This is a genomic window from Thermoanaerobacterium sp. CMT5567-10 (genome assembly GCF_030534315.2).
In the GTDB taxonomy this organism is placed as follows: Bacteria; Bacillota; Thermoanaerobacteria; order Thermoanaerobacterales; family Thermoanaerobacteraceae; genus Thermoanaerobacterium.
In genome coordinates this window covers 2,079,504-2,105,879 of record NZ_CP130558.2, presented here as the reverse complement: position 1 = coordinate 2,105,879, position 26,376 = coordinate 2,079,504, and the positions used below count along the sequence as shown (strand labels likewise).

Here is a 26,376-nt window from a genome sequence, read left to right as displayed (position 1 = left end):
ATTATTTTAGCACCTCTTTTAAGGATTCTTTGATTCCATTTTTCTCAATTGAGTAGAGATACTCTGTAACAGCATCATTTAAGCCTTTGACTTCATTTAGATTCATCCTCCACACTTTATCGTATTCTAGAACTCTAGTGACAATGTATTTTATACCATCATAACTGCCATCGAAGTTTTTCCACAAGTTTTGATACATCTTTAGTATTTCAGGATCGTCATTTAATGGTATGACTTCGCTGCCTCTTTGCCCTTTGTAAAACTCTATATATGCAGAAAGCGAAAAGACCAGTTTATGAGGTAATTTTCCAAACCTTTTGACGTACTCTAAAAGAGAGGGCAAAACTCTTGTCTCATATTTTGACATTGCATTAAGGGCTATGCTTGTCAGGTAGTGTTTTACGTATGGATTCTTAAACCTGTCAAAGACTTCTTTGACAAACTCTTTAATCTCATCTTCCGGCAAGTCTAAAGTTGGCATTATCTCCTCATATGCAGCATCTCTTATGAATTTGCCTACCACTTCGTCTTCTACAGCTTCCTTGACTGTATCTATACCATATAGATAAGCAATAGGTACCATTGTCGTATGCATCCCATTTAAGATTCTTACTTTTCTATCCCTGTATGGTGTTATATCATTTACAAATTTAACATTTAAGCCAATCTTGCTTGCAGGAAACTCTTCTTCAATCCATTTCGGTCCTTCAATAACCCATAAGTGGAATATTTCTCCTACATCTACCAGACTATCTTCGTACCCTATCTCCTCCTGTATCTTGTCGATATCCTCTCTTGGATATCCTGTTACAATCCTGTCAACCAAAGTCGAGCAAAATACATTGTCATTTTCTACCCAGTCAACAAACCCTTTCTCTAGATTCCAGATATCTGCGTATTTTAAAATCATTTCTTTAAGCTTCAAACCATTTTTATCAATAAGTTCACACGGAATTACAATAAGTCCTCTGTCACTTCTTCCATTAAAGTGTTTATACCTTCTATACATAAAGGCAGTCAATTTTGCCGGAAAGCTGTTATGTGGTGTAATGTCAAACCTGTCACTTTCATCAAATGCTATACCTGCTTCAGTGGTATTTGACACCACAAATCTTATACTATCACTTTCGGCCACTTTAAGAAAGCTCTCATAATCTCTGTATGGATCTATTCCTCTGCTGATGCTGTTCATTATCTTATGCACCCTCTCAGCTTTTCCATCCCTTATCCCTTGAAGAATTAATGTATATAATCCATCTTGTTCATTTAATATATTAACTAAGCCATTTTGAATAGGTTGGACAACAACGACACTTCCATTAAAAACGCCTTTTTCATTCATCTCATTAATCATCCAGTCGACAAATGCCCTTAGAAAGTTCCCTTCTCCAAATTGTACAACTTTTTCTGGGTATTTCTTATAATCCTTATAAATCTTTGACGATAACTTCATCAATTTCATCCTCCTTGATATGATTTATTCTAGCACACGTGAACATTTTATTTTAAAAAAAATATTTATTCGATTTTTTCATCATCAATATTCAATAATATAAAAGGCTCTGTCGACGCATTTTCTACTATTACATTTTTTAATTTCAACTTTTTAATATTGTTTAAGTAAAAGCCATTTCTGCACATTTCATCTACAAAACTAAGCATCTCTGGATAATCAGGCTTTGCATTTAAATCAAATTTAATATAAATATTCTCCATCGTTACTTTCTCAATCTTTCTTTCTGGAAGTCCATACATATATCCAGCAGCCACCTGCGTATCGTTGCACGTTATATCTTTTAGATATATATTGCCAATATAAGGCGTCCTGTCATCTACAGGGAGTTTTTCTTTGCTCCACACATATTCAGTCTTTCCATCCGCATCACAGAAGTAAAAGCTATTTATAGTAAATGGAGTCAATACCTTATCCATCTTTATATTTGACGCATGTATCTCATCAATAATGCCTGTACTCCCTCTTCCTCTTCTAGTCTTTATGCGTATTCCTCTATCTGTTTTTCTGAATACGCATCTATCTACATGCACATTTTTTACACCGCCAGACATTTCACTTCCTATTACAACTGCTCCATGACCATATTTCATCAGACAATTTCTGATGTATAAATTCTCAGATGGAACTGGCAGTTTTCGACTGGTCGCTAATTTCCCCGATTTTATGGCAATGCAATCATCGCCTACTGAAAATCTGGTTCCTAAGATGACAACATCTTTGCATGACTCTGGATCTAGTCCATCAGTATTTGGTGCATCTTTTGGATTTTCTATATTTAGATTGATAAACTTCAAATTTTGAGAAAGCAGAGGATGTATCGTCCAAGAAGGCGAATTTTTTATTGTAATACCTTCTATTAACACATTCTTGCACTTGTTTAAGAATATAGTTCTAGGTCTCCATGCGATTCTTTTGACCTTTGCGTCGTGCCACCATGTATCAAAGCTGGAATTGCCGTCAATTGTGCCTTCTCCAATAATATTCACATTTTCTACGTCAATTCCTGTTATTAAACTTGCAAAAATCTCTTTTGCTTCACCTTCCCATGAGCCTAAATAGCTGTCCTCAATCTTTTTGCAATCTATTTCTCCAGGAAGGATAGGGTACATCTCCCTCTCTTTTGCTCCTAATAAAACTGCGCCTTTTCCTAATTCCAACGTTATATTGCTTTTTAAAAAAAGTGGATATGTCAAGTAGATGCCTTCGGGGAAAAAAACCCTTCCTCCATCCGGGCAGGACATAATAGCCGCTTGTATAGAAAAAGTATCAATTCTCTTTCCATCACCATTTGCACCAAAATCCCTGACATTAATATATGCTGTCTCAGGCTTTGTCCTTATAACAATTTCGTCCGCATCTCCAGTCTCAATATTTTTAATTGATACGCTATACTCTTTATCAGGATCTAAATTTTTAATCGTAAATACATTTTTATCAATTATACCCAAATTCACAGAATTTACATATAAAATATAATTGCTATCAGCGTAATACGATTCACAATTATCAATTTCAATAGATATAGTCCTTGATGTTGTAGAAATAACGCTTAATTTTGCCATATAATCTACTTCTCTCTAAAAAATTAACCTTTCAAACCACTTGTAGATATACCTTCAACAAAATACTTTTGCGCCGAGAAAAATACAACTATTGATGGTATAAGTGCAATTATCGACATTGCTATGATCTTATTCCACTCAAAGTTTCCTGATGTAACATCCATAGCCATCTTTAGCGCTATTGATACAGGATATTTACTGACAGATGATATATAAATAAGAGGTCCCATAAAGTCATTCATAGACCACATAAATTGAAATATCGTTACAGATACTATAGCTGGTGTTATGACAGGCAATAATATCCTCGTCAATATAGTAAATGAATTGCATCCGTCGATCTTTGCTGCCTCATCAAGCTCTTTAGGTATCCCTCTCATAAACTGTATAATCATAAACACAAAAAACGTTTCGGCTGCAAATATATCATTGGCATACAAAGGAACAAATGTATCCAATAGATGCAACTGCTTCCAAAATAAATAAAGCGGTATTCTCAATACAATCTGTGGCAAAAACATTGTGGAAATCAGTATAGCAAAAAGCGGTTTCTTAAAAGGAAAATCAAACCTCGAAAAACCATATGCTGTCAAAACAGACGAGATAACTGTAAAAAACACTCTAGGAATGACATATTTAAATGTGTTAAGGAAATACGTAGTAAATGTATACTGAGTACCAGTTATCCAACCTTTTATATACGGTGTAAAATCTATCTTTTTTGGTATAAAACTAATTGAAGTAAATATTTCACTGTTTGTCTTAAACGACGCACCTATAAGCCAAATAATCGGATATAGCATTATAAGTGCGCCAACAGTCAAAATAGTATATCTAAAGAATAAATTTGCTTTCCTTCTAAGCTCTCTTTTTCTATATTCCTTATTCATCCTAAGTTGTATATTATTTAGAGTTGCTTCATTATTCATTATGACTCGCCTCCTCCTTCATCTGAATAGAATACCCAGTACTTAGACGACGAGAATACAAACATCGTAAATATCATTATTATTATGAAGAGGAACCATGATATAGCACTGCCATAGCCCATGTTAAAGAACTTAAATGAATTATCGTATATCATCATAGGTAAAAGATAAGTCTTATAAAGTGGTCCACCTTGTGTTATCATGTAAGGCCCATTGAATTCTTGGAATGCTTGTATAAGCTGCATTACAAGGTTGAAGAATATAATAGGCGTTAAAAGTGGAATAGTAACTTTAAAGAAAGTTTTAATCTTTCCTGCACCGTCAACTGCTGCAGCTTCATAAAGCTCCTGCGGTATATCTTTTAATCCTGCAAGGAATATTACCATTGTTGAGCCAAACTCCCACACTCTTAAAGCACTTATAGTAAATATTGCACCTAAACCTGTTGAAAACCATCCTACTGGTTTAATCCCAAATAAGCCTAAGAACTGATTAACAAGTCCAGTATTTGCAAAGACAAACTTCCACAAAACTGCTATTGCTATATTACCGCCTAAAATTGATGGTACGTAATATGCTGTGCGGTAAAAATTTATACCTTTTAATTTATAGTTTAAAATAAAAGCTATAAAAAGTGAGAAAGTCAACTTAAGTGGAACAGTAATAACAACATACTCTAAAGTTGCAGTAAATGACGTCCAGAATGTACTGTCATGAAACATATTTACATAATTTTGAATGCCAATAAATTTTGGAGCATTAATAATATTATAATCTGTAAAGCTTAATATTAAAGATGTTACAAATGGATATATTGTAAATATCAAAAGGCCTATGAGCCACGGCAATATATACAATAATCCTATACGCTTATTTTCCATTTGAACCCTCCTATCAAAACACAACATGAAATCAATTAATGTGTGGAACTACAAATAATAATCTGTAGTTCCACATTGTTATTATCATTGTGTCTTATTTTGTTATCTGGCTTAGCACATTCTGAAGATTTGTGTACATCTCTTTTGCTGCCTGATCAACAGTCTCTTGGTTGTAAGATATCTTATCTATTGTCTGATCATATACTTGTTGTAGTTTTGGATCTTCTAGATATGGGCTTAATGGCAAACCCGGATTTGATTCCAATATTTGTAATCCTTCTAGTTCTAATCCTGATACTTTTCCATCCTTTTTAAGTGTTTCTAATGCTGATTTGCTTACAGGTATTCCTCTGCTAGTACCCATAGCTTCTACACCTTGAGGATCATTCAATATGAAATTCAAGAATGTAGCTGCTTCTTTTGGATATTTACAATCTTTGTTGATTGCAAACAGCATTGACGGTTTTAGTATTGCTGCTGATGTCTTTGCATCTGAATTCATAGGCAATCCTGCCGTTACTAATTCCATATTCTGCTCTTTTATTGGTGTTGCACTCTTTGATATCGCACTAGTCCATTCAAATAGCCCTGCAAATTTTCCATTTAAAAAGCTTGGAAGCTGTGCTATAGGTGCTAGTCCATTGCCGCCTTCTGCTGCTATTGCTTGTATCGGCGTTGTGACTTTCTTGTCTAATAGAGTTTTATAGAATGACAATGCTGTCTTTATATCATCTTGTGTGAAATTCAACTTCCCATCTGTTGTCAAGAATGGCTTCCCTGTTACTTGCTCTGCATATGTCATAGATATTAGCCATGAGTCATACGATCCTGTGATGATCGGATAGCTACCACTTGGGAATTTCTGTGCATCGTTTATAAGATCATCCCATGTCTTTGGGATTGTTGCACCGTATTTATCATAAATTGTCTTGTTTACGTAAAGTACTCTTCCTGTCATGGCTACTGGTATACCATTTAGTTTACCGTTAACAGTTCCAGTCGCTAATATATCCTTAGAATAATTATCCAACCCTAATTCGCTTGATAATTTGTTTAAGTCATAGAACCCATTGCCGTCTTTAGAGAACAATGGCAGCCAGTTCCAGTTTATCTGCATTATGTCTGCTGCTGTTCCGCCTGCTAACTGTGTTGTCTGTTTGTCAAGGTATCCATCCCACCCTGCATATTCTGCTTGTATCTTTATGTTTGGATACTTTTGTTCAAAGAGTTTTATTGCATTTAATGTTGCCTGATGCCTTGTGTCATCACCCCACCATGAAAATCTCAACGTTACTTGTTTTGTTGTCTGGCTTTCAGATGCCTGTGTACTGCTATTAGGGTTCTTTTGGCTTGTTGAACTATTTGATGAGCCACATCCTGTAAGTAATGTCGTAATACCTAGCGCTGCTGCAAGTGCTAATGCTACAAGCTTTTTCATAAATGATCCTCCTTAACTTAAATTTATTAATGATTTACTTATTGCCGAACTTAATACAGAACAGTCATGCATGTATAATGAGCTATCTTAACGGTTAATAGTTTGCAGTCATATTACCGCCATTCACTGTAGAACCACTCTTTATTCTGTATTTTGTACTTGTCGCAGTACTATTGTATTGGTATGAGTAACAGTTATTAATGGTAACAGGACCATCAATCATAGAAAAGTTGTAATAGGTTACACCGCTTGCAATAGTTTTAGGTTCATATGCGATACAGTTAGTCAAAACAGTATGACCAGGATTGTTATTCGAAGAAAAACCTTTTTTCTGATTACCAATTGCTGTGCAATTGGTAACTATATGTGCCACGTTTGCATCAGAACCACCAAGCTTGAAACCTTCTCCATTGCCAGCCGTAGCTTTACCATTGCTGAGGTAACCATTATAATTGGATTTGCAGTTAGTAATTTTGACTGATGTATAACATGCGTATAAATCCCATCCATCATCCGAGTTGTATTCTGCAATACAATTATCAAATGTATTACCTTCACCTGGACTAAGTTTGCATGCAAAACCATCCGCATTTCCCTGGCTAACGTCTACATTATATTTTGACACACAATATTTTACCGTATTATAGCTTGCCCCACTGGAAATCTGTATGCCAGTATCGGCGTTGTTATAGGTCTCACAACTGTTTATGATATTGTGGGTTGAAGATGATCCCTTCATCAAAATACCGTTATCACCGCAATTTTTAATAATTAAGCCACTTAATTCCCAGTATCCACCCGTTATATTGATCCCAATAGAAGAACTGCTTACCGGTTGTCCTGAAAAATCAAGCACCGGCTTACTGTTCAAATCGTAAGCACAAATTTTCGTCATATTGGAAGTTGATGCTCCACTTTTAGAGCCAAGGATGATAGTTCCTGTCATGTTTGTACCGTATTTATATGTTCCTGGCATAATGTATATTGTCGATCCAGCTATAGCTAAAGAAACAGCTTTTTCTATGGTTTTAAAAGGCGTATTTATGCTGGTTCCTGAATTCGCATCGCTACCTGTTGGAGATACGTAGTAATTTGTTGCGGCAGAAGCGTTGCTACTCATAAACATTGTAAAAAGTAACGTCAAGATAAAAACAAAAGACATACACCGGCAAATCCTTTTTAACATAAAAAGACCTCCTTAAAAATATTTTTTTATTTTGCATGTACAAAGATGTTTACGTATGACCTCCCTTTTCTCACCCCTTTCAAAAAATTTTCATTATTTATTTGAATTTAGAACTTCACTGTACGCCATCATCAATGCTCCTACACCTTTAGGATCATCATACACAACTTTTTCTGATATATAGTAGTCGTAGCTTCCATCTCTGTAAGGATTATTGCCTAATCCTGCTACACCACATATACCAGCAAGTCTTAATATTCCTCCATCTTCTACAAGGTATTTTTCTACTGTGCCATCAAAAGCCCTAATCCCAAATTCCTTATATCCTAATGGCAGGATGTGGAGTCTTACTCCCTTTAATATGCTGTAAGATATCATAAGAGTTGCAGAAGTCTCCAGGTAATTTCCTTTTTCATTTCCTTTGTCTAAAACTTGATACCACATCCCACTACTTTTATCCTGATACATTAAAAGTCCATCTATCGCTTCTTTAAAGACGTTTTCAAGTACATTCTCTTCTATTGCCATATCTTCATTCATTTCTTCCAAAACATCAACAAGGGCCATTACAAACCAACCTTCTGCTCTTCCCCAAAAATTCGGAGAAACACCAGTTTTTTTATCTGCCCATGCTTCTTTTTTGCTTTCATCGTATCCATGGTAGTAAAGTCTTTTCTCTTCATTCCACATGCGTCTTCTTACATTTAAGAATTGATTTAAAATATCATTAACTTCATCAATATTGCCAAAATTCTTGATATACTTAACATAGAAGGGCATTACCATATACAACCCATCAAGCCACACTTGATATGGATATATATCTTTGTGCCAGAAATTTCCTTCATTTGTCCTGGGCTGCGTTTTGATTTGATTAAAAATACTTTCTATAGCCTTTCTATACTTTTCTTCATTGGTCAATTCAAAAACGTCAAATAATATCTTCCCCGAATTTATGTCATCTAAATGGTGATTATATGGCTTGTAGCCTTTAATGTTGCCATCTTCACTGATAAATTCATCAAGATAATTCAAAACAAATAATTTGAATTTTTCATTTCCTGTAGCCTTATATAAATCCCATGCACCTTTCAAAACACATCCGTCTTCATAACACCATGATTCCTTATAGCTATGATAATTTTTTATATAATTATCAATAAATTTATCAATCGTTTTCAAAACTTTCAATCCTCCAAATAAAACTATATAGTTTATGCTATATAAAACTTATTTTATTTACATTGTCTAAAGATTTTAAAATTAATATAGGTGCACACGTTAACTATATACGCAAGTTAATTTTATCATTTTAATTCTGCAACAGAATCCCTTATTTTTAGTATTGTAGGTATATATATTCTCTCTCCATCATTTTCATTGTTTTCCAGCATATTCATCAACTTCTCAGCACCTTTTTGGCTTACTTCCTTTATAGGTTTCCTTACCGTTGTCAAGGCAGGAATTATATATCTGCAAAATTCGCTATCATCAAACCCAATCACAGATATATCATTAGGTACTCTAAGGCCTTTTTCGTAAATAGCTTTTATCGCACCAACTGCCATATCATCATTGGAACAAAATACGGCCGTAGGTTTCTTTTTTAGCTTCAACAGTTTATTCATTGCACTGTATCCACTTTCTATGTCATATTCACCGCTTACGATATAGTCATTGTTTATTAGTATTTTGCTTTCGATAAGTGCTTTTAAAAAACCGTCTTTTCTATCTATAGTAGATTTAAAGCCTTCTTTACCTTCTATTATAGCTATATCCTTATGTCCTTTTTCTATCAGATATTTAACTGCATTGTACGCACCTGTTTTTTCTTCGCTTAGTATGTTAACAACTGATTTTTCATTAACTTCCCTATTCAAAACAACTAAAGGTATATTTTTTCGCAATACATAATACATAAATTCATTATCACTTTCACTTTGACTTGTGAGAATGATTCCATCAAAACGGTTTTTTTCAATAGACGAGTAATCTTTGTACTCGTCTATTCCTCTTATTATCAAATTGTAGTTTTTCTTAATTACGCTATTAACACCCCTTACAGTCTCATAGAAAAAGCTTGGGGATGTTCCTTTAAATATTGTAGAAAAGAACAAACCGATGTTGTAAGATTTATTAAGTACCAGACTTTTAGCATTGTAATTTGGAACATAATTAAGCTTCCTCGCAATTTCTTTGATCTTAGCCTTTGTCTCTTCTTTTATCTGCGGGCTGTCATTTAATGCTCTGGACACTGTAGTATGTGAAACATTTGCAAGTTTTGCTATATCTTTTATTGTAACGCTCATTTCCTGCACCTTCCAAATTGTATATATAAATGTAAGAAACTAGACTCCAAAATAATTTACAGCATTATTAAATGATATATCTTGAACTATCTTACCCAATAAATCTATGTCATCAGGCACTTCTCCTTTTTCTACCCATTCGCCAATCAAATTGCACAATATTCTTCTGAAGTATTCATGTCTTGGATAAGATAGAAAACTTCTTGAATCAGTAACCATTCCAACAAACTTGCTTAGAAGCCCTACATTAGCAAGTGTCTTCATCTGCTCTGTCATTCCATCTATGTTGTCATTAAACCACCATGCTGAGCCAAACTGCATTTTACCCGGAATACCTTCACCTTGAAAACTGCCCATCAAAGCTGCTAAAACATAATTATCTTTAGGATTCAATGTATATAAAATAACTTTAGGAAGAGATCCTGTACTCTCCAATGAATCTAAAAACTTCGAAAGTGGATATGCAATATTTACGTCATTTATGGAGTCATATCCAGTATCAGGACCTAACTTTTTAAACATTCTCGAATTTGTATTTCTCAGTGCTGCTATGTGAAGCTGCATCGCCCAGCCCAGCTCTTTATATCTCTTTCCTAAGAACTGAAGAACACTTGTCTTGTATTTATCTACTTCAATCTGAGACAACTTCTCGCCTTTTAATGCCTTTTTGAATATTTCATCGACTTCTTCCTTTGTACTTTCTTCATAAGCCACAAAGTCCAATGCATGATCTGACAATCTGCATCCATAGCTATCAAAAAACTTCAATCTGCTGTTTAAAGCATCTAAGTAATCATCATAACTTTCAATAGCTTTGCCACATACTTTGCTTAGCTTCTTAACCCAATCTTTAAAATCATCTTTGTCAATATTTATGCCTTTATCAGGTCTAAATGCAGGCAAAACCTTTACGTCAAAGCTATCATCTTCTTTTAAAAGCTTATGATACTGTAGGCTATCTGTTGGATCATCCGTAGTACACAATATCTCCACATTGGATTTTTTTATAATATTTCTCACGCTGAATTCGTTGCTATTCAATGTTGAATTAACTTTTTCCCATATCATTGGAGCTGTCTTTTCATTTAATAGCTCATTTATTCCAAAGTACCTTCGCAGCTCTAAATGTGTCCAATGATAAACAGGATTGCCAATAGCCATAGGCATGGTCCTTGCAAACTCTAAAAATTTGCTGTAGTCATCTGCATCACCTGTAATATACCTTTCGTCTACTCCATTGCTTCTCATAAGTCTCCATTTGTAATGATCGCCATATAGCCAAACTTCAGTAATATTTTTAAACCTTCTGTCTTCATAGATATCTTTAGGATTCAAGTGGCAATGAAAGTCAAAAATAGGCGATTTTGATGCATACTCATGAAATAGTTTAACAGCAGTTTCATTATTCAGAAGGAAATCTTCATCCATAAACTTTTTCATATAATCAGCTCTCTCCCATGAAAATTTGTTCACGTTAACATTTGATTTAATTTTATTATAGTACCGATAATTTTAAATGTCAAGTTAATGTTAAAAATTTTTTGCTCTAACGTAAAAACCTGCCGAAGCAGGTCTTTTTTACTATCCAGGAATCGGTAAACATATCACCTGTCCTACCACAAGGTTATTTGGATCTATATACGGGTTTAACGCCAATATTTTATCGACAGTCGTACCTACAGTCTTTGCAATTTTATAAAGTGTATCACCTGGTGCTACTTCCCAGTATATCCCTGTTGGACATTCAGTGGTTTTGCCATAAGGTATTATGGGCGGCAGACAAATTACTTGCCCCACCATTAGCCTATTGGGATCTATGCCTGGATTTTCATTTATTATGTCTTCCACAGGCCTATTTATTTTTTGCGATATAAGCCACAGCGTATCCCCCGGCGCAATTGTGTAATACCTTCCTGATGGACAATATGGCATAATATGACCTCCTCTCAATTTTTGATATTATATTATATTCAAGAGAAATCTTATTGCCATATTTTTTCAAGGATTGCTGTGGTATAATTATATATAAGGTTATCTAAATTGATACAATAATTATCTCTACATAAATTCAAATTAAGGAGGTTTTTAATATGGGATATATCAACATAGATGTCAAAAGAAGATTTATGGGGCGCTTTAAATACGATAATGATCTTCTACAAGAGATAACCAACTTTATCATTAATGAAAATATCAGATCGGGAGAAATAAGGATAATTGGAGCAATCAAAAAAGCCAGATTCGGCTATTTCAACCAATCTACAAAAGAATACAAATTCATCGAAAAAAACGAACACATGGAAATATTAAGTGCCATAGGAAATATTTCTTTAAAAAATGGCAAACCTTTTCCGCATGTACATATAACATTGGCAGATAAAGATGGAAATGTGTTTGGTGGACACTTGATGGAAGGTACAAAAATATTCGCTGCTGAATTTGTAATAGTTGACTATGGTGAAAATAACCTCGAGAGAGTTGACGACGAGTTTACAGGACTTCAGCTCTGGAATCTCTAATATAAAGAAGATTAAAAGACAAGCAATGCCTTTTAATCTTTTTTACTTGAAAATGCGGATGATTGGATGTGCATATTTTATCACATCGATGTTTGTATCGTAAATTATATGCCTTATAATAGGCATGCCTAATATTTTCACCATTCTATCGTAGTCGCTGTTTTTAAACTTATCCAGTTTATCTCTGTAATCCGAAAGCACATTCAGCTTATCCGTAATCACTTTAACCATTTTTTCATAATCTTTGCCGGTCGCAATAGACCTAGCCGCAAAAATACCGCTTTCTAATGCGTGAAATGCTCCAAGCCCTAAAAGAGGATCGATAAATCCTGCAGCATTTCCTACAAAATACAAGTTGTCAATCTTATGCTTTTTTGCTATGCCTGTGTTAAGATCAAACTCATATGTTTCCACAATCTCATAATTTAATCCTTCATTGTGTAGAAACAGCTGCCATAAATCATCAAGTTCACCGTGCTGTGTATATGTCGTTATAAGTACCAACGAAGCCCTGCTTTTATCAAACGGCATAAGGTAACCATACCCTGAACGGGCATAATCTGTATCAAACCAAAGTTCTGCTGTATGCGGTTCAAAATCTCCTAGTACGGTTGCACCTTTAATCCAAGTCGTTACAGTAGTCCTCCACTCAGTAAGATTCTCCAAAATGCTTGGATTTCCAGTTGCAACGACAACATAATCATATTCCCTTGAAAGTTCTTTAAAGTCTGGATCAGAGTTAAAATTTATCTTTGACTTTACGTCTCTTGCTAACTGATTATCAAGTGAATTCATATCTTTGCTTCTTAACACAAAATACCCGTGATTGCCTTTCACAACCGCTCTATATTTAGGAGAGTGCATGATAATAGTAGTCATCCTCTGTACAGGACTCATGGAGATGCCGTATATATGTCTGAAGTAGTTTATAGGGTCTTTAATTGGCCTATCTTCCATATTTAAAAGAGAACCTATATTTGGCTGTACAGTACCTATCATGTTTTTCCTCTCAAACAATATGCACGTTATACCCATCCTCTCAAGTTCATGGGCACATGCAAGACCTGATATTCCAGCTCCTATTATGGCAACTCTCATTCCTTCATTTCCTTTCGTAAAATTTTATCTGTCTTTAAACTCTAATTAACTCATTTACAGCGTATCGTATTAAAAATGAAGAGTATTTAATTATATTAAAATTTGTATCATAAATTAACTGCTTTATTAAAGGTGTAGTCAGAAACTTTATAAGCCTATCAATTTTATCATTATCTACAGTATCAATAGCTTTTCTAAACTCCAATAACTTTATATTAGCATTTGTCAAATAAGCCATTTCATTCTCAAAATTGCAACCTGTGGCAATGCTTTTAGCAGCCAAAGCCCCTCCTAAAATTGATGCAAACTGTCCAAATCCTAAAAACGGTTCAATCGCTCCACCTGCATTTCCTATAAAATACAAATTTTCATATGTGTGTGGAAAACTATTTCCAGATATATGCTCATAATCATATACACATATAATATCATAACCTATTTTCTCTATCTTTAAGAAATTTTCCCAATACTTATCTATCTCTTCTTTTGTAATGTATGGCACAATCAATGCAAGAACGGCCCTTCTATCGTCGAATGGTGCCAAATACACGTAGCCGCTTTTGCAGTAGGCTGTATTCATCCACATTGTAAGAACATTTGGATCGAATTTGCCTATAACTTCCGCTATTTTAAGCCTTGTCTTGACAAGCGTCTGCCAGCAGCCTAATTCATTTGGTATCTGATGATTCCCTGTTGCAACTATAACATAATCATATGCTTCTTTTAAATTTTTATAGTCCGCATGAACATTAAAATTTACATTTGTCTTCAATTTCTTATAAAGCTGGCTTTCTACAGATGTAGCACCCTGCCCTTTTAATAAAAAATAGCCCAATCTTCGACTAGCTACTGTGCGAGTAACTGTCGGTCCGTGCATCACAACTTTATTTATGTTGTTTAATGGTACAATGTTTATGTCAAAATTGTTTTTTAGATAATCTAGCGGATCATTTATTGGTCTGTTGACTACATTTAAAAGTCCTGCAACATGATTAAATGTATCGCCGACTTTCGATTTTCTCTCGAATATATCCGGTTTAATCCCATATGATTCAAGCCTTATGGCTGCAGTTAAACCTGATGAACCAGCTCCTATTATCGCTACTTTCATGCATTTTCCCTCGGAGTTGTATATACAACACTATTAGGTTCAGTCGGCTTAGATTTTAATGACTCTATATTTTGCTGAATCATAGTGATAAACCTCATTTCATCATCCCTCATTTGCGTAAATATCTGCCTTACGTATGGATTCGTAATAATTATAAGATTTTCATTGTAAAACATCTGCTGATTTATCAAATCTTTTACCAAATCCTGCAGCACATCGATCATATCCCTTGACATATTCTTCTTAACAAGGGAATTGATGTGCATCGTCTTCTCCGCCGTCACTATTTTATCTACATGATTTAAAGCCGTTATCTCTACTTGCTTCAATATCGCTTGCATCTGGCTATCTGATATATTTTTCCCGTAATCTTTTGCCTTATTATGTATAATATTCTCAGATTTTTTTGCTTTTATAAAAGCACTTGATATAATTTCTTGAGGACTCATATTCTGCATATTGCATCACCTTTATTTAGATTTTCCACTTTGTATTTTTTATATTCATAAAAAAGCGGCCTTTACCATTCAGATAAAAGCCGCTTTAGTTTTTGAAGAATTTATATATCCAATTGTTTTATTACATCTGCCATTACACTTGCCGAACGTCTAAATTTCTCAACTTCGTAATCAGCCAAAGGCAAATCCAGAATCCTTGCAACACCATTTTTGCCCACAATTGATGGCAAGCTTAAAGATACATCTCTTACACCGTATTGACCGTTTAATGGAGATGAAACTGTAAGAATTGAATTTTCATCCCTTATGATACACTCAACTATTCTTCTTACTGCTACAGCCACAGCATAATACGTGGCACCCTTTTTATCTATAATTTTATAAGCCGCATTAACAACTTCATTTTCCACTTCTTCTCTAAAATTTGTATTGCAAGCTTGTCCGCACAAATTGCAGTACTCATTAAATGTTATTCCTGAAATATTTGTTATACTCCACGCCGCAAATTCCGTATCGCCGTGTTCTCCAATTATCCTTCCATGTACATTTCTAGGATCAATATTGCAATGTTTACTTAAAAGATACCTAAATCGAGAACTGTCAAGGACAGTACCTGAACCGAATACACGTCCCCACGGAAGTTTCGCTATTTTGTATGTAACATACGTTAATATATCAACAGGATTTGTTACAATCAGGTATATAGCTTTATCATTGTATTTTAAAAGTTCAGGTATCATGGACTTGAATATAGATGTATTCTTTTTTACAAGGTCCAGCCTAGACTCTCCTGGCTTTTGAGCCGCACCTGCTGTTACAACTACTACATCTGCGCCCTCGATATCCTTGTAGTCGCCAGCATACACATTTACAGGCTGTATAAGCGGTATACCGTGGCTTATGTCAAGTGCATCGCCTATCGCCTTGTCTTTATTCAAATCTACTAAAACAATGTCTGTCACAGTCCCACTTAAAGCCAGCGTAAATGCCGATGTTGCACCGACAAATCCTGAACCTATTATAGCCACTTTACTCATAACATTACCTCCTAAATAATATAAATTTTCTCTTAATAATATTATAACATTTTCTAATAAAAGTGTCTAAAAGTTTAATCTTATTTTGTCCTTTTAATTGTATAAAAATACCGCTTTAGCTATCATGCCTTAGCGGTTTATTATGCTGCTAACTTTTTTACAAGTTTTTGAACTTTTTGTCTTAATTCATTTTCTCCAATATACAAGTGATATTCATTTCTGATATTTTCATCCTGCTCATAATATTCACAAGCCATATAAATATCATCAAACAAACTCATTTCTTCATCTGTTAGTAAATCTTGCTTTTGTTCATAAAGCACTTGGAAGTCTTCGATAAAATCATTTATGTTCAAGTTATTATTTACATATTGCCGACAAATTTCTATTAATTGTATTGCGACATTACTCATTAATTCTCCTCCATTCTTTTACTATTCGTTTCCTTGGAGTTATAGTAATTATCCAGCCCTGTTCTTTATCGATATGTACTGATATGCCATTTTTGTACCTGACTATATTGCCATTAGGTTCAATATATTTTTCACCATTTTGTAATACATCCAATAACATCTGTTTGTCATCTGGCAATCTTCCAGAAGCTGTTTTTCCAAGTATTTCATTCAATGCATGTTCAGTAGGAACAAAGCCATTATCAGTAAAAAATTTGGCTAAATCAAGCAACTTTTCCTTATATTCAGGTTTATATTTCCCTTTTAATATTATATTGCCCTTTTGTTTTTCCATATATTCATTATACTGCTTTAATATACTACCGTCAATTCATCTCGACGTAGGAATTGTGAATCATATATTATTATGTTTAAAAATAAATACTAGTGGAATATTAGAAATTAGAAATGAAACATATTAATGATTTTTTGAAAGGATTGAGACAAAATGAGTGATATAGATGAAATAAAAAAATTGATGGAGAGACTATCTGAAAGCGAAAGGGATAAAGAAAATGCCAGTAAAAAAATGCAGGAAGTCTTATGTAAATCAATAAGAGAGATAAAAGACATTCTGCTTACGCTTAAAAAATACATAGCAAATGAAAATGTAACGCTAAGAAGCTACAGCGGCAAAACATTTGCCACAGGTGAAGGCATCGTAATTTTTGACAGGGGCATAGACGAGAAGATAGTCCTTAAACCGGATAACAGCTTTTACCTCTTTAAAATAGAAAATGACCAATTAGTGACAGAAAAAATAGAAGACCTAGATATACATGACTATATGAGTTATGATACTCTTTTTGACAGCGTAAAAAAGTCCCTTATAAAATGCATACAAAAAAATGAGGAGGATATTTTGGCATATAGAAGTACCATGCTTAAAATAGACAAGTACAATAAGGATTTAGAGGAAATACTTTCACTAAAGAAAGCAACAGATGAAAAAAATGGTGGTGATAAAAACAAAATAAATTAAAATTTAATATGAAAAGGAATTCATTACTAATTTGTAATATAATATTAATATTTTTTTAATAAATTTTATCTTTAGGCGTGCTATTATTATATATAGAATGAAAATACAGTTTTCTTAAGTTGATATGTTTGCCCATGGGGAGGATGAATAGAAATGAAGGGTAAGGTTTTTCAAGTTGTCTCATTTGTAATGGTATTTTTAATAATGGGCTTCATGATATCAATGGAATTTAAAACTATCCAAGGCAGTGTAAAAACTGCCGCAGATACATCCCGCAACAGCAACGTAAATGTAGATGAACTAAGCAGCCAGCTTCAAAACATGACAGATGAAAGAAACGCTTTAAAACAACAAGTGGCAGAGCTAACTCAAAAGCTCAATACTTTAAATAGCTCATCTTCAAAGTATGAAGCAACATTAAATGCACTGTCGCAGGATGTAGAAAAGTACAAAGAACTAGCAGGCTTCACTGCCATGTCGGGGCCTGGTGTAATAGTTACCCTTAACGACAGCGACCTGCAACCAAAAGATGGCGAAGATCCAAATATGTTTTTGGTACACGATGAAGACTTGATAAAAGTCGTAAATGAGCTTAAAGCTGGCGGAGCTGAAGCAATCTCCATAAATGACCAGAGGCTTATAGCCACATCTGAAATAAGATGTGTTGGCCCAACTATAAACATAAATTCTACAAGGTATGCACCGCCGTACGTCATAAAGGCAATAGGAAATCCAGACACATTACAGGCATCATTAAATCTTAAAGGCGGCATTGTAGATACTCTTAAATATTATGGTATAAAAGTTAACATAGAAACTTCAAAAAATATCATAGTTCCAGCATATTCAGATCCGATTAGCTTAAAGTATGCAAAAGCAGCAAATTAATATTGCCTCTTACCTTAATACATTATCAAAATAGGTTCAGTCTTGACTGAACCTATTTTTTATCTTATTTATTAATTTATTCTGAGCAATGATGTAATATATGTAAAATTTCCCTGCAATAGACGGAAACGAAACAACCAATCTCATATTTCTCTTTTTATTATTCGTCCAATCCTCTTTATACTTTTCATCCCCCCGCAGAAAATCGTAAATTTCATCTCCCACTTCAATTGAGCGCTTTATAGAAAGACCCAAAGTAACCGCACCAACGCTTAACCTGCTGTAATTCAAATCATACCCGCTTATATAATAATACCTTTTACCACCAATATGGTAGCTTAATAAGCTTGCCACAGTCTTATCCTTGTCTTTAAGTTCGAATAAGCTTAATATCCCCCGCTCAAGAAAGTCAAGCGCTACATCTTTGTGAAAATTTCTGATCCTCTTAGAATAAAATGCCCCAGGCATATGTCTTTTTCTCCATCTTGCCTGATGCATTTCAATAAGCCTATCCATTGAATCATCAATTTGATTTTCATCTGTAACGCACATAAAGTTGCCATCATGCTTACTAAAATATCTCTTTATCTCATACTTTATATTTCTTCTGAATTTTCCATCAAGGGAATCCAAATATTCATCCCATGTAGAAGGAAGCTCTATATAAGGACATATATCCTGTACATCATAATCATAGTAAAGGCCACTTCCCATTATGTAAGGATATATACCGCTGCTTTCCGGAAGATGCTCGAGATCTAAAACTGTAAATTGATCTATGACAGTCTCCAAATACTTTATCAGCGAGCGATAAAATATATCCTCACAACCATACCTTACCACAAAATCAAGATAATCGCTGTTGTTAGAACCAATAAATTTAATCCTTTTTATAGGCAGCCCCATCTCGCCAAATGTAATCATAAATGGTGCTATTCCGATGGGCCCATAATTATCAACTATCAAAAGAACCCACAACCTTTTGCCACTTCCAAAGTATTTCCACCAATTTATAACCCACTCAAAAGTATTGAAAGGATACATCTTTGAATTATCCTCAAGCTCATGCCATATGTTTTTAATGCTTAAAAGAGTCTTTACATCTGAAATTATCTTTATTTCTATGTCAAGTATTTTTCCTTCATCCATAAAAATATCCTCCATACAACGTACATAAATAAGACAAAGCCAATCAACATCACAAAGTACATCCACCATGGATATGTCTTTCCTATCAAATCGATCTTCAAAATCTGCATTGATACCAAATACGATACAGATGTCCAAAAGAATGACCACAAAAGGTCTCCAATAGCTGAAAATATAAAAAACGATTTGAAATCCATGCGTGTTATGCCTGAAGCCCAAATAGCAGGTGTCCTAGGCAATCCAATAAGACGGCTTATAAGGTTAGTCATGCCACCATATTTGGAAAACCAGCGGTCCATGCCCTCCAAGTCTTTTACAGTTATCTTTAAATAGCGACCATATTTCTCTACAAAAGTCCTGCCAGATCTAGCACCTATTATGTACGCTAAAGTATTCCCTGTTAAATTGCCTAAAGCTGCTATAAGCGCAACAGCTAGAAAGTTCATCTGTCCTTTTGATATAAGATAACCTGCTGCAAGAAATAATATCTCCACAGGTCCAGGCATGCCAGTGCCTTCCACAACTAATGACAAAAATAAGGCTAAATAACCATAATCTATTATTAAACTGTATAAAATATTCGTACTTTCCATAATTACCTTCCAACAAAAATTTTCTATATAATAGTATACATCTTTATCGTAAAATTTAAAAGTCTAAACGACAAATGAAAAAAGAGCCTATTAAGCTCACTAGAAAATAAAATTTGAAATTGATTTACCGTTCATTTTTTATAATTTTCAATCACATTATTGTACATATCATAAGTTTTCTTCGCAATTGATTCCCAGCTAAACATCTCTTCAACTCTTTTTCTGCCGTTTGCGCCAAATGTTGCTGCAAGTCCTCTATCGTCAAGTAGCTTTTTAATATGCTCCGCCAAATCTTCAGGATTACCTGGTTCTACTAAAAATCCGGTTTCTCCATCTACCACAACTTCCTTTATGCCTCCAGTTGCGCTAGCGACTACGGGAGTATTGCATGCCATCGCTTCTAGATTTATGATTCCAAACGGCTCATAAACAGATGGACATACGAATACTTCTGCATTGCTGTAAAGCTCAATAATCTCTTCTTTAGTCACCATTTTATCAATCCAAATTATATTGGGATAAAGTTTCACCTTCTCCTCCATCTCCATTTTTATTTCCTCTGTATCAGGTGATGAAGCACACAATACAACTTTTACATCTTGTGGCAAATATTTTACAGCATCTATAAGGTGTATTATCCCTTTTTGCCTCGATATCCTTCCGACAAATAAAATGTACCTTCCGTCTATACCGTATTTTTTTCTGGCAACATTTGAATCTGTCTTTTTATACTGGTTCAAATCAATGCCGTTATATATAACCTCGATTTTATCTTCTGGCACATTGTAGCACTTCATTATATCTTTTTTAGAATCATTTGATACAGCAATGATCCTGTCAGCCGCTTCAATTCCCGTCTTCTCCATCCAAGTGCTTAAGTGATACCCATTCCCAAGCTGCTCTTCCTTCCAAGGCCTTAGAGGCTCTAAGCTGTGGATTGTCACAACAAGCGGTATATCATAAAGCATCTTGGCAAGAAAACCGGCCATAAATGTGTACCACGTGTGGCAGTGGACAATATTTGACGTAATTGGATCCTTTACCATTGCAACATCAATAGACAGTGGACCAAGCACCTTTTGCAATTTATCTAAAGAATTTTTCTTTATTATATCCCATTCCCTGTAGCCTCTTACACTCATGTTATTTAAAGACGTATTTTGCTCTCCAAAGCATCTGACATCTACGTCCATAAGCTTAGATAACTCTTTAGTCAAATAATCAACATGTACACCAGCTCCACCATAAATATTGGGTGGAAATTCATTTGTAAATATCGTCACCTTTAAATTATCCATAGTATACCTCCAAATAAGATTTCTTCTTGAATTCTTCTATGCATTCAATGATACCTTTAAGTGGAATCTTAAACCACGATGGTCTGTTGTTGACTTCGTAAATTGCTTCAAATATAGCTTTATCCAATTTAAATAAAGCTAAAATAGCACTTAAATGGTCTAAATCCGGTATCAAGTCTTTTTTATTTGAATTTATAATATTTACATAATTTTCTATAAATACATTTGTAATAGCGGTTGCCCATACCGATAAAAGATTTTCTATCTTTTCTATATCTAGATCTCCTTTCCCACTTTCCTTGTATTCAAAATATTGAGAGTATGCAGCATAATTAAACGACCTTATCATTCCTGCTACATCTTTTAACGGCGACAGGTGCTTGCTTCTCTCATATATTGATTTTGTCGGTTCTCCTTCAAAATCAATCAAAATGTACCCATTTTCCGTTTTTAATAGCTGCTCTAAGTGTAAATCGCCGTGGCATCTTAAATATTTACCGAAATACGGCACTAAGTCTTTAATATTGCTTATACTATCAAATAAGAATTTTTTATTATCAAGAATGTCTTTTATCATATACTCTATTTCGCCGCTGTATTCACCACTGCTTATATATCTAAAAAGAAGGTTAAGATTTGATATTATCTGATTTACCAACTCATCAATATCAGACTCTTTTGGAACTATAACACCAAAATTTTCTTCTGCAATTGAAGATAATTTAATATGCATATTGGCGATCATAGCTGATATGTTTTTTACTTCATCGATGTAATCACTGCAATTTTTATATATATAGTTTAAACAATCACTTCCATCGTATTTTGATATAAAGTTTCTTAAGTAGTCCTGCGTATACTGCCACATATCTGCAATATTGTCTATATACTGTGAAAACATCGAAAGAGTGTATATATTATTGTCCCTATCTACGTACAAAAAATATCCTCTTATATCCTGAACATTTAAAAAGCCATATTTTCTCAGCATATAAGTCATTTCAAGATCAGGATTCATTCCATGAACCATTCTCCTAAAAGTCTTTACTATCTCATTTTTGTTAAGCAGCGTCAAGCTATTGCTGGATTTGTTGTTAAGCCTTTCTGAACTGTAAATATCATGACTTAAAAGCATATATGGCTTAAGCCGCCCGCCAGACTTAAACTCTACATCTTTTCCATCTTTTAATATCCTATCTAAGCATCTAATGTATTCCACATCATCAACCGCATCATATACCACCGCCAAATAATTGCTTCCCTGGTAAGTTGTTAAATAGTCATCACTTAATATATTTTTTCTTATAATTAATGGAAAATAATAGCGAGATTTTTTCTCTTCGCCATTTATAGTATTAAAAATAAAATCTATTAGTGCAGCAATAATAATAATTGATTTGTCTATATGCAATATAGCATAGTCGAAAAGTCTCTTATTCTTTATATTAAGTGCTTTCTCTTGAAACCACCTGAATTTCTGTATTTTTTCATCTTTAATGCTTTTTATTACAGAATCAAGATTTGATATAAGGCCGTCAAATTCTCCTTCTTCTATAGCCATGTAAATCATTCCTTTCAATTAATCTAGCCGCAAAATAGATGCAGCTTGTTCTGGCGGCGTCGGATTTATATACGCACCTGTTGCAAGCTCAAATCCTGCAAAAGTCGTAAGTCTCGGCAGTATCTCTATATGCCAGTGAAAATCTCGTTCATCTTCGTGAGGGAGCGTGTGAATCACTATGTTGTACGGCGGATAGTCAAATAAATCTTCATATCTATTTATAATATATTTTAGCAATGATGATAAGCTTTTAATGCCATCACTGTCTATCTTGTTGAATGCTCTCCTATGTTTTTTAGGCAATATCCATGATTCATACGCAAACCGCGATGCAAAAGGACAAATCACAACAAACCTGTCATTTTCAGCCACAACTCTTGTCTTTTCAGTCAATTCATCATTGACAATGTCACAGTAAGGACATGTTCCTTTCCCATTTTTATATTTTTCTACTCCTTGCAACTCCCTTTCTACTGCTTCTGGTATAAATGTAACAGCCATAATCTGCCAATGCCCATGCTCCAACGAAGCACCACCGTTTGCACCAAAGTTTTTAAACATCTGAACATATTTAATATTTTTATCTTTTACTATTTCATCATACCTTAAAATCAGTGCCTTTATAATATTTTGGATCTCATCTATCTCCATCTGCCCCAACGTCTTGTCGTGTTGATTGCTTTCCACAATAATCTCAGCAACACCATAGCCATCATTTGCTTTGTGTAATTCATTGTCGCCTTCCACCATTGAACCATTTGTATCTTTGCTAAAAGCAGCAAATTTGTTGTTGAAGCCTCTCAATGTCCACATCCCTTTTTCATCGCAAAACTCAACAAGCGTTGGTGGTGTCATGTGTTCATTTCCCGGACAAAAGGGGCAAGGGCCATTGCTCTTTACCACATCTGCCTTTTTAAAATCGTGAGGCCTTTTCCCTCTCTCCGTCGATATAACTGCGATTTTTCCTGTCACCACATCGTATCTTATTTCAGACATGCTATCACCCTTATCTTAAAAAAAGTAACTTTGATGCAAGCGATTGCTATGAAATAAACAAAAACCTGCTTTTGAACATAATCTAACACTAAAATTCATTTTGTGTGCAACCGAGTGCGCTCCTTAAATATATAATATACTCTTTTAGAAAAAATGTCAATCTAATTTTTATAATCTAATACCTATAAAAAAGCACTCAAATTGATGAGTGCCTAATGCATTTATATATGCTATAATTATACTTGAGGTAGTCGGATAAGCAGGGTGCGGTTGCCACTCTCCTTATAAGGAGGTGGTTGCTATGATGAATACATATCAAACGTTGTTTTTAATGATAATGTTTGGAATGTTAATTATAGCAGTCCTCGATTTTAAGAGGAAATAACCGCCCTGCTAACCCCAGGACGGTTTAAGATTTTTGAAAACCGCTTCTTGGGCAACCGCATTTTGCGGACGGCTGCCTCTCTATTTATATTATAGCATAATTCTTAAAAAAATAAACAAAAATTTAGCTGTCTTAAATCTATTATTAAACTAATATTCCATTAACCAATAAACATTGTTATGAAAAATATTATTAAAAGCGAACGATTAATGAAGCTTACGTAATATATCACGATGAACGAAGCGCAGTTTGGCGTATGAGCGAAAGCTAAGCCTAACAACGCATAGACGGCGTTAGCCAAACAAGCGAAGAGAATCGATGATATATAGTAAGCGAAATTTGTGAGCGTTAATAATATTTTCCATGAATATAATCTCTCATTCCAAATTATAATTTAGTATGGTCTTCCATATATTCTTAGAAATGAGAAGGAGCTGTTTATATTGGCTTTTATGATAGCTATGTTTTCTTTAAGTTTGATCTTTATATTAGCATCATGCTTATATTTTACAAATGCCGTAGAATGGTTAGGTAAAAAACTTAATTTAAGCCAAAGCGTCATTGGCAGTATTTTTGCCGCTGTAGGTACGGCAATGCCTGAAACAATAATACCTATAATAGCAATTGTATTTCACAAGGGCCAAGCATCAGAAGAAATAGGAGTCGGAGCCATAGTTGGTGCTCCTTTCATGCTGTCGACACTTGGCTTTTTTGTTACAGGTGCTTCAGCAATAATATATTTTTTATTTAGGAAAAGACCTTTTAAAATCACCCCTTCTATCGCAGGATTTCAAAGAGACTTGACATATTTTATCATCATATATTCTGTGGCCGTCATTACATCATTCATAAATAGCTACTTAAATATCAAAGCAGCGATATCAATATTCATTTTGCTTTCATATTTTATTTATGTAGCCCACACATTTTCTTCAAAAGAAGACAGCTTAAAAGATGTAGATAATCTGTTTTTTTCAAAGCACTTCCATCTAGATACAACTTTATATATTATAATTCTGCAGCTTGTCTTTTCACTTTTTGGAATCTCTTACGGTGCCCATATTTTTATCAAATATACAGAACAACTGTCAGCATTGTTGGGAGTACCACCTGCAATCTTATCACTCATAATAACGCCTATAGCAACTGAGCTTCCGGAAAAGCTTAATTCAATCCTTTGGATAGGGCAAAAAAAAGATACCCTTGCACTTTTGAATATCACAGGTGCAATGGTATTTCAATCATCGGTGCCTGTAGCCATAGGTATGATGTTTACAGAATGGAATTTAACAGGTCTGACAATGCTGACGACTGTGCTAGCGCTTATCTCATCGTATATAAGCCTTATATATGCAGCCAGCAAAAAAAGCTTAAGCCCATTTATTTTAATGGCAGGCAGCATATTCTACTGTATATTTTTGCTACAGCTTCTTTGATTATTCTTTTATATACGATGCAACAATCTCTCCGAAGTAGAATGTATGGTAGTCTGGGTACCACCTTTTATCAATATCAGCATTAAGATTCTCCTTTAACATTTCCTGCTTATACACGACTTTGCATTCGTAGTGCAGTGAACACTCTCCTATGATAGGCGTCTCAATTTTTTGAGATGGAATTGGGGTAAGATTGCACTCCTTAAACTTGTCAAAGTCCCTTCCTGATTTTGTACCGCAAAACGCAATAGCTTTATTTAAGTCCTCATTTAGAGGTACGCTAATCGTAAATTCACCTGATTTTTCGATTTGACTGTATGTAAAGCGGGACTTTCTGACTGCAACTAAAAATACTGGCTTACCCCAAAAATACGTTATTCCTCCCCATCCTATTATCATAGTATTTAGCTTATTCTCTTTAGTAGTTAAAAATATCCCTCTTGATGTAAGCTTTTGATTTACTTCTTTCATGTACATATCATAAGGCACTTCTTTAATATTCATTAAAATCCCTCCATTAATATTTTATTCATTATACATTTTATAGCTTAATCTTTAAAAAACCAAATCATATGAAAAAACCCCGAGTAAA

At 34.3% G+C, this 26,376-nt stretch carries 27 protein-coding genes; 5 read left to right on the top strand and 22 right to left on the bottom strand.

What is annotated here, in order from left to right:
• Position 1 precedes the first annotated feature (1 nt).
• The 10 genes from Q2T46_RS10675 to Q2T46_RS10630 form a co-directional block, all read right to left on the bottom strand.
• Entirely contained in the window at positions 2-1,453 is a 1,452-nt protein-coding gene (locus Q2T46_RS10675) for a tagaturonate reductase (protein WP_303265489.1), read from the bottom strand.
• A gap of 65 nt (positions 1,454-1,518) precedes the next feature.
• Positions 1,519-3,078, bottom strand: coding sequence for a glycoside hydrolase family 28 protein (locus tag Q2T46_RS10670; protein WP_303265490.1), 1,560 nt, complete (start codon positions 3,076-3,078; stop codon positions 1,519-1,521).
• Between the two features lie 23 nt (positions 3,079-3,101).
• Positions 3,102-4,007 carry a carbohydrate ABC transporter permease gene (locus Q2T46_RS10665; protein ID WP_303265491.1) on the bottom strand — a complete coding sequence of 302 codons (906 nt, stop codon included), beginning with the start codon at positions 4,005-4,007 and terminating at the stop codon, positions 3,102-3,104.
• A complete protein-coding gene (locus tag Q2T46_RS10660; RefSeq protein ID WP_303265492.1) occupies positions 4,007-4,888 on the bottom strand; it encodes a carbohydrate ABC transporter permease in 882 nt (293 codons plus the stop codon). Before Q2T46_RS10660 ends, Q2T46_RS10665 begins: the two co-directional genes overlap by 1 nt.
• A gap of 94 nt (positions 4,889-4,982) precedes the next feature.
• Positions 4,983-6,326, bottom strand: coding sequence for an ABC transporter substrate-binding protein (locus Q2T46_RS10655; RefSeq protein ID WP_303265493.1), 1,344 nt, complete (start codon positions 6,324-6,326; stop codon positions 4,983-4,985).
• Between the two features lie 94 nt (positions 6,327-6,420).
• Positions 6,421-7,512: a right-handed parallel beta-helix repeat-containing protein gene (locus tag Q2T46_RS10650; protein WP_303265494.1), complete on the bottom strand. Its 1,092-nt coding sequence runs from the start codon at positions 7,510-7,512 to the stop codon at positions 6,421-6,423.
• 93 nt (positions 7,513-7,605) lie between these two features.
• The gene (locus Q2T46_RS10645; RefSeq protein ID WP_303265495.1) at positions 7,606-8,694 is read right to left on the bottom strand and encodes a glycoside hydrolase family 105 protein; all 1,089 of its coding nucleotides are present in this window, start codon (positions 8,692-8,694) and stop codon (positions 7,606-7,608) included.
• Between the two features lie 125 nt (positions 8,695-8,819).
• On the bottom strand, positions 8,820-9,821 hold the full coding sequence (locus Q2T46_RS10640; RefSeq protein ID WP_303265496.1) for a LacI family DNA-binding transcriptional regulator: 1,002 nt from the start codon (positions 9,819-9,821) through the stop codon (positions 8,820-8,822).
• A gap of 39 nt (positions 9,822-9,860) precedes the next feature.
• Positions 9,861-11,261 (bottom strand): glucuronate isomerase, encoded by a 1,401-nt coding sequence (uxaC, locus tag Q2T46_RS10635; protein WP_303265497.1) that lies wholly within the window; start codon positions 11,259-11,261, stop codon positions 9,861-9,863.
• A gap of 141 nt (positions 11,262-11,402) precedes the next feature.
• Positions 11,403-11,753 (bottom strand): LysM domain-containing protein, encoded by a 351-nt coding sequence (locus Q2T46_RS10630; protein ID WP_132776428.1) that lies wholly within the window; start codon positions 11,751-11,753, stop codon positions 11,403-11,405.
• Positions 11,754-11,911: 158 nt separating this feature from the next.
• On the opposite strand from Q2T46_RS10630, the gene Q2T46_RS10625 reads away from it, so the two are divergent.
• Positions 11,912-12,340 carry a PPC domain-containing DNA-binding protein gene (locus tag Q2T46_RS10625; RefSeq protein ID WP_303265498.1) on the top strand — a complete coding sequence of 143 codons (429 nt, stop codon included), beginning with the start codon at positions 11,912-11,914 and terminating at the stop codon, positions 12,338-12,340.
• A gap of 42 nt (positions 12,341-12,382) precedes the next feature.
• Here the strand turns inward: Q2T46_RS10625 and Q2T46_RS10620 are convergent, their stop codons facing one another.
• The 6 genes from Q2T46_RS10620 to Q2T46_RS10595 all read right to left on the bottom strand — a co-directional run bounded on the left by Q2T46_RS10620 (position 12,383) and on the right by Q2T46_RS10595 (position 16,791).
• Positions 12,383-13,438, bottom strand: coding sequence for an NAD(P)/FAD-dependent oxidoreductase (locus tag Q2T46_RS10620; RefSeq protein WP_303265499.1), 1,056 nt, complete (start codon positions 13,436-13,438; stop codon positions 12,383-12,385).
• A 34-nt stretch (positions 13,439-13,472) separates the two neighbouring features.
• A complete protein-coding gene (locus Q2T46_RS10615) occupies positions 13,473-14,549 on the bottom strand; it encodes an FAD-dependent oxidoreductase (RefSeq protein ID WP_303265500.1) in 1,077 nt (358 codons plus the stop codon).
• Positions 14,546-15,007 carry a DUF2383 domain-containing protein gene (locus Q2T46_RS10610; RefSeq protein WP_303265501.1) on the bottom strand — a complete coding sequence of 154 codons (462 nt, stop codon included), beginning with the start codon at positions 15,005-15,007 and terminating at the stop codon, positions 14,546-14,548. Before Q2T46_RS10610 ends, Q2T46_RS10615 begins: the two co-directional genes overlap by 4 nt.
• Before the next feature lie 101 nt (positions 15,008-15,108).
• On the bottom strand, positions 15,109-16,044 hold the full coding sequence (locus Q2T46_RS10605) for an L-lactate dehydrogenase (protein ID WP_303265502.1): 936 nt from the start codon (positions 16,042-16,044) through the stop codon (positions 15,109-15,111).
• A 140-nt stretch (positions 16,045-16,184) separates the two neighbouring features.
• Complete coding sequence (locus tag Q2T46_RS10600) at positions 16,185-16,457, bottom strand: colicin immunity domain-containing protein (RefSeq protein ID WP_303265503.1); 273 nt, start codon at positions 16,455-16,457, stop codon at positions 16,185-16,187.
• Positions 16,450-16,791, bottom strand: a complete 342-nt coding sequence (locus Q2T46_RS10595) for a hypothetical protein (protein ID WP_303265504.1) — start codon at positions 16,789-16,791, stop codon at positions 16,450-16,452. Before Q2T46_RS10595 ends, Q2T46_RS10600 begins: the two co-directional genes overlap by 8 nt.
• A gap of 153 nt (positions 16,792-16,944) precedes the next feature.
• On the opposite strand from Q2T46_RS10595, the gene Q2T46_RS10590 reads away from it, so the two are divergent.
• Both Q2T46_RS10590 and Q2T46_RS10585 read left to right on the top strand, forming a co-directional pair.
• Positions 16,945-17,478 carry a hypothetical protein gene (locus Q2T46_RS10590; protein WP_303265505.1) on the top strand — a complete coding sequence of 178 codons (534 nt, stop codon included), beginning with the start codon at positions 16,945-16,947 and terminating at the stop codon, positions 17,476-17,478.
• A 153-nt stretch (positions 17,479-17,631) separates the two neighbouring features.
• Positions 17,632-18,366, top strand: a complete 735-nt coding sequence (locus tag Q2T46_RS10585; RefSeq protein ID WP_303265506.1) for a DUF881 domain-containing protein — start codon at positions 17,632-17,634, stop codon at positions 18,364-18,366.
• A gap of 36 nt (positions 18,367-18,402) precedes the next feature.
• Here the strand turns inward: Q2T46_RS10585 and Q2T46_RS10580 are convergent, their stop codons facing one another.
• From Q2T46_RS10580 to galT, 5 genes are all read right to left on the bottom strand, one after another.
• Positions 18,403-19,515, bottom strand: coding sequence for a GNAT family N-acetyltransferase (locus tag Q2T46_RS10580; RefSeq protein WP_303265507.1), 1,113 nt, complete (start codon positions 19,513-19,515; stop codon positions 18,403-18,405).
• On the bottom strand, positions 19,488-20,108 hold the full coding sequence (locus tag Q2T46_RS10575) for a DedA family protein (RefSeq protein WP_303265508.1): 621 nt from the start codon (positions 20,106-20,108) through the stop codon (positions 19,488-19,490). Before Q2T46_RS10575 ends, Q2T46_RS10580 begins: the two co-directional genes overlap by 28 nt.
• Positions 20,109-20,239: 131 nt before the next feature.
• Entirely contained in the window at positions 20,240-21,406 is a 1,167-nt protein-coding gene (glgA, locus tag Q2T46_RS10570) for a glycogen synthase (protein ID WP_303265509.1), read from the bottom strand.
• Entirely contained in the window at positions 21,399-22,976 is a 1,578-nt protein-coding gene (locus Q2T46_RS10565; protein ID WP_311062429.1) for a hypothetical protein, read from the bottom strand. Before Q2T46_RS10565 ends, glgA begins: the two co-directional genes overlap by 8 nt.
• A gap of 9 nt (positions 22,977-22,985) precedes the next feature.
• Positions 22,986-23,963 carry a galactose-1-phosphate uridylyltransferase gene (gene galT / locus Q2T46_RS10560; RefSeq protein ID WP_150200619.1) on the bottom strand — a complete coding sequence of 326 codons (978 nt, stop codon included), beginning with the start codon at positions 23,961-23,963 and terminating at the stop codon, positions 22,986-22,988.
• Positions 23,964-24,264: 301 nt separating this feature from the next.
• Between galT and Q2T46_RS15575 the strand changes: the two genes are divergently transcribed.
• Both Q2T46_RS15575 and Q2T46_RS10555 read left to right on the top strand, forming a co-directional pair.
• Complete coding sequence (locus Q2T46_RS15575; RefSeq protein WP_399388607.1) at positions 24,265-24,348, top strand: putative holin-like toxin; 84 nt, start codon at positions 24,265-24,267, stop codon at positions 24,346-24,348.
• A gap of 443 nt (positions 24,349-24,791) precedes the next feature.
• Positions 24,792-25,784, top strand: a complete 993-nt coding sequence (locus tag Q2T46_RS10555; protein WP_399387184.1) for a sodium:calcium antiporter — start codon at positions 24,792-24,794, stop codon at positions 25,782-25,784.
• Here Q2T46_RS10555 and Q2T46_RS10550 read toward each other — a convergent pair whose 3' ends face one another.
• Positions 25,785-26,288, bottom strand: a complete 504-nt coding sequence (locus Q2T46_RS10550; RefSeq protein WP_303265511.1) for a flavin reductase family protein — start codon at positions 26,286-26,288, stop codon at positions 25,785-25,787.
• Between the last annotated feature and the right edge of the window lie 88 nt (positions 26,289-26,376).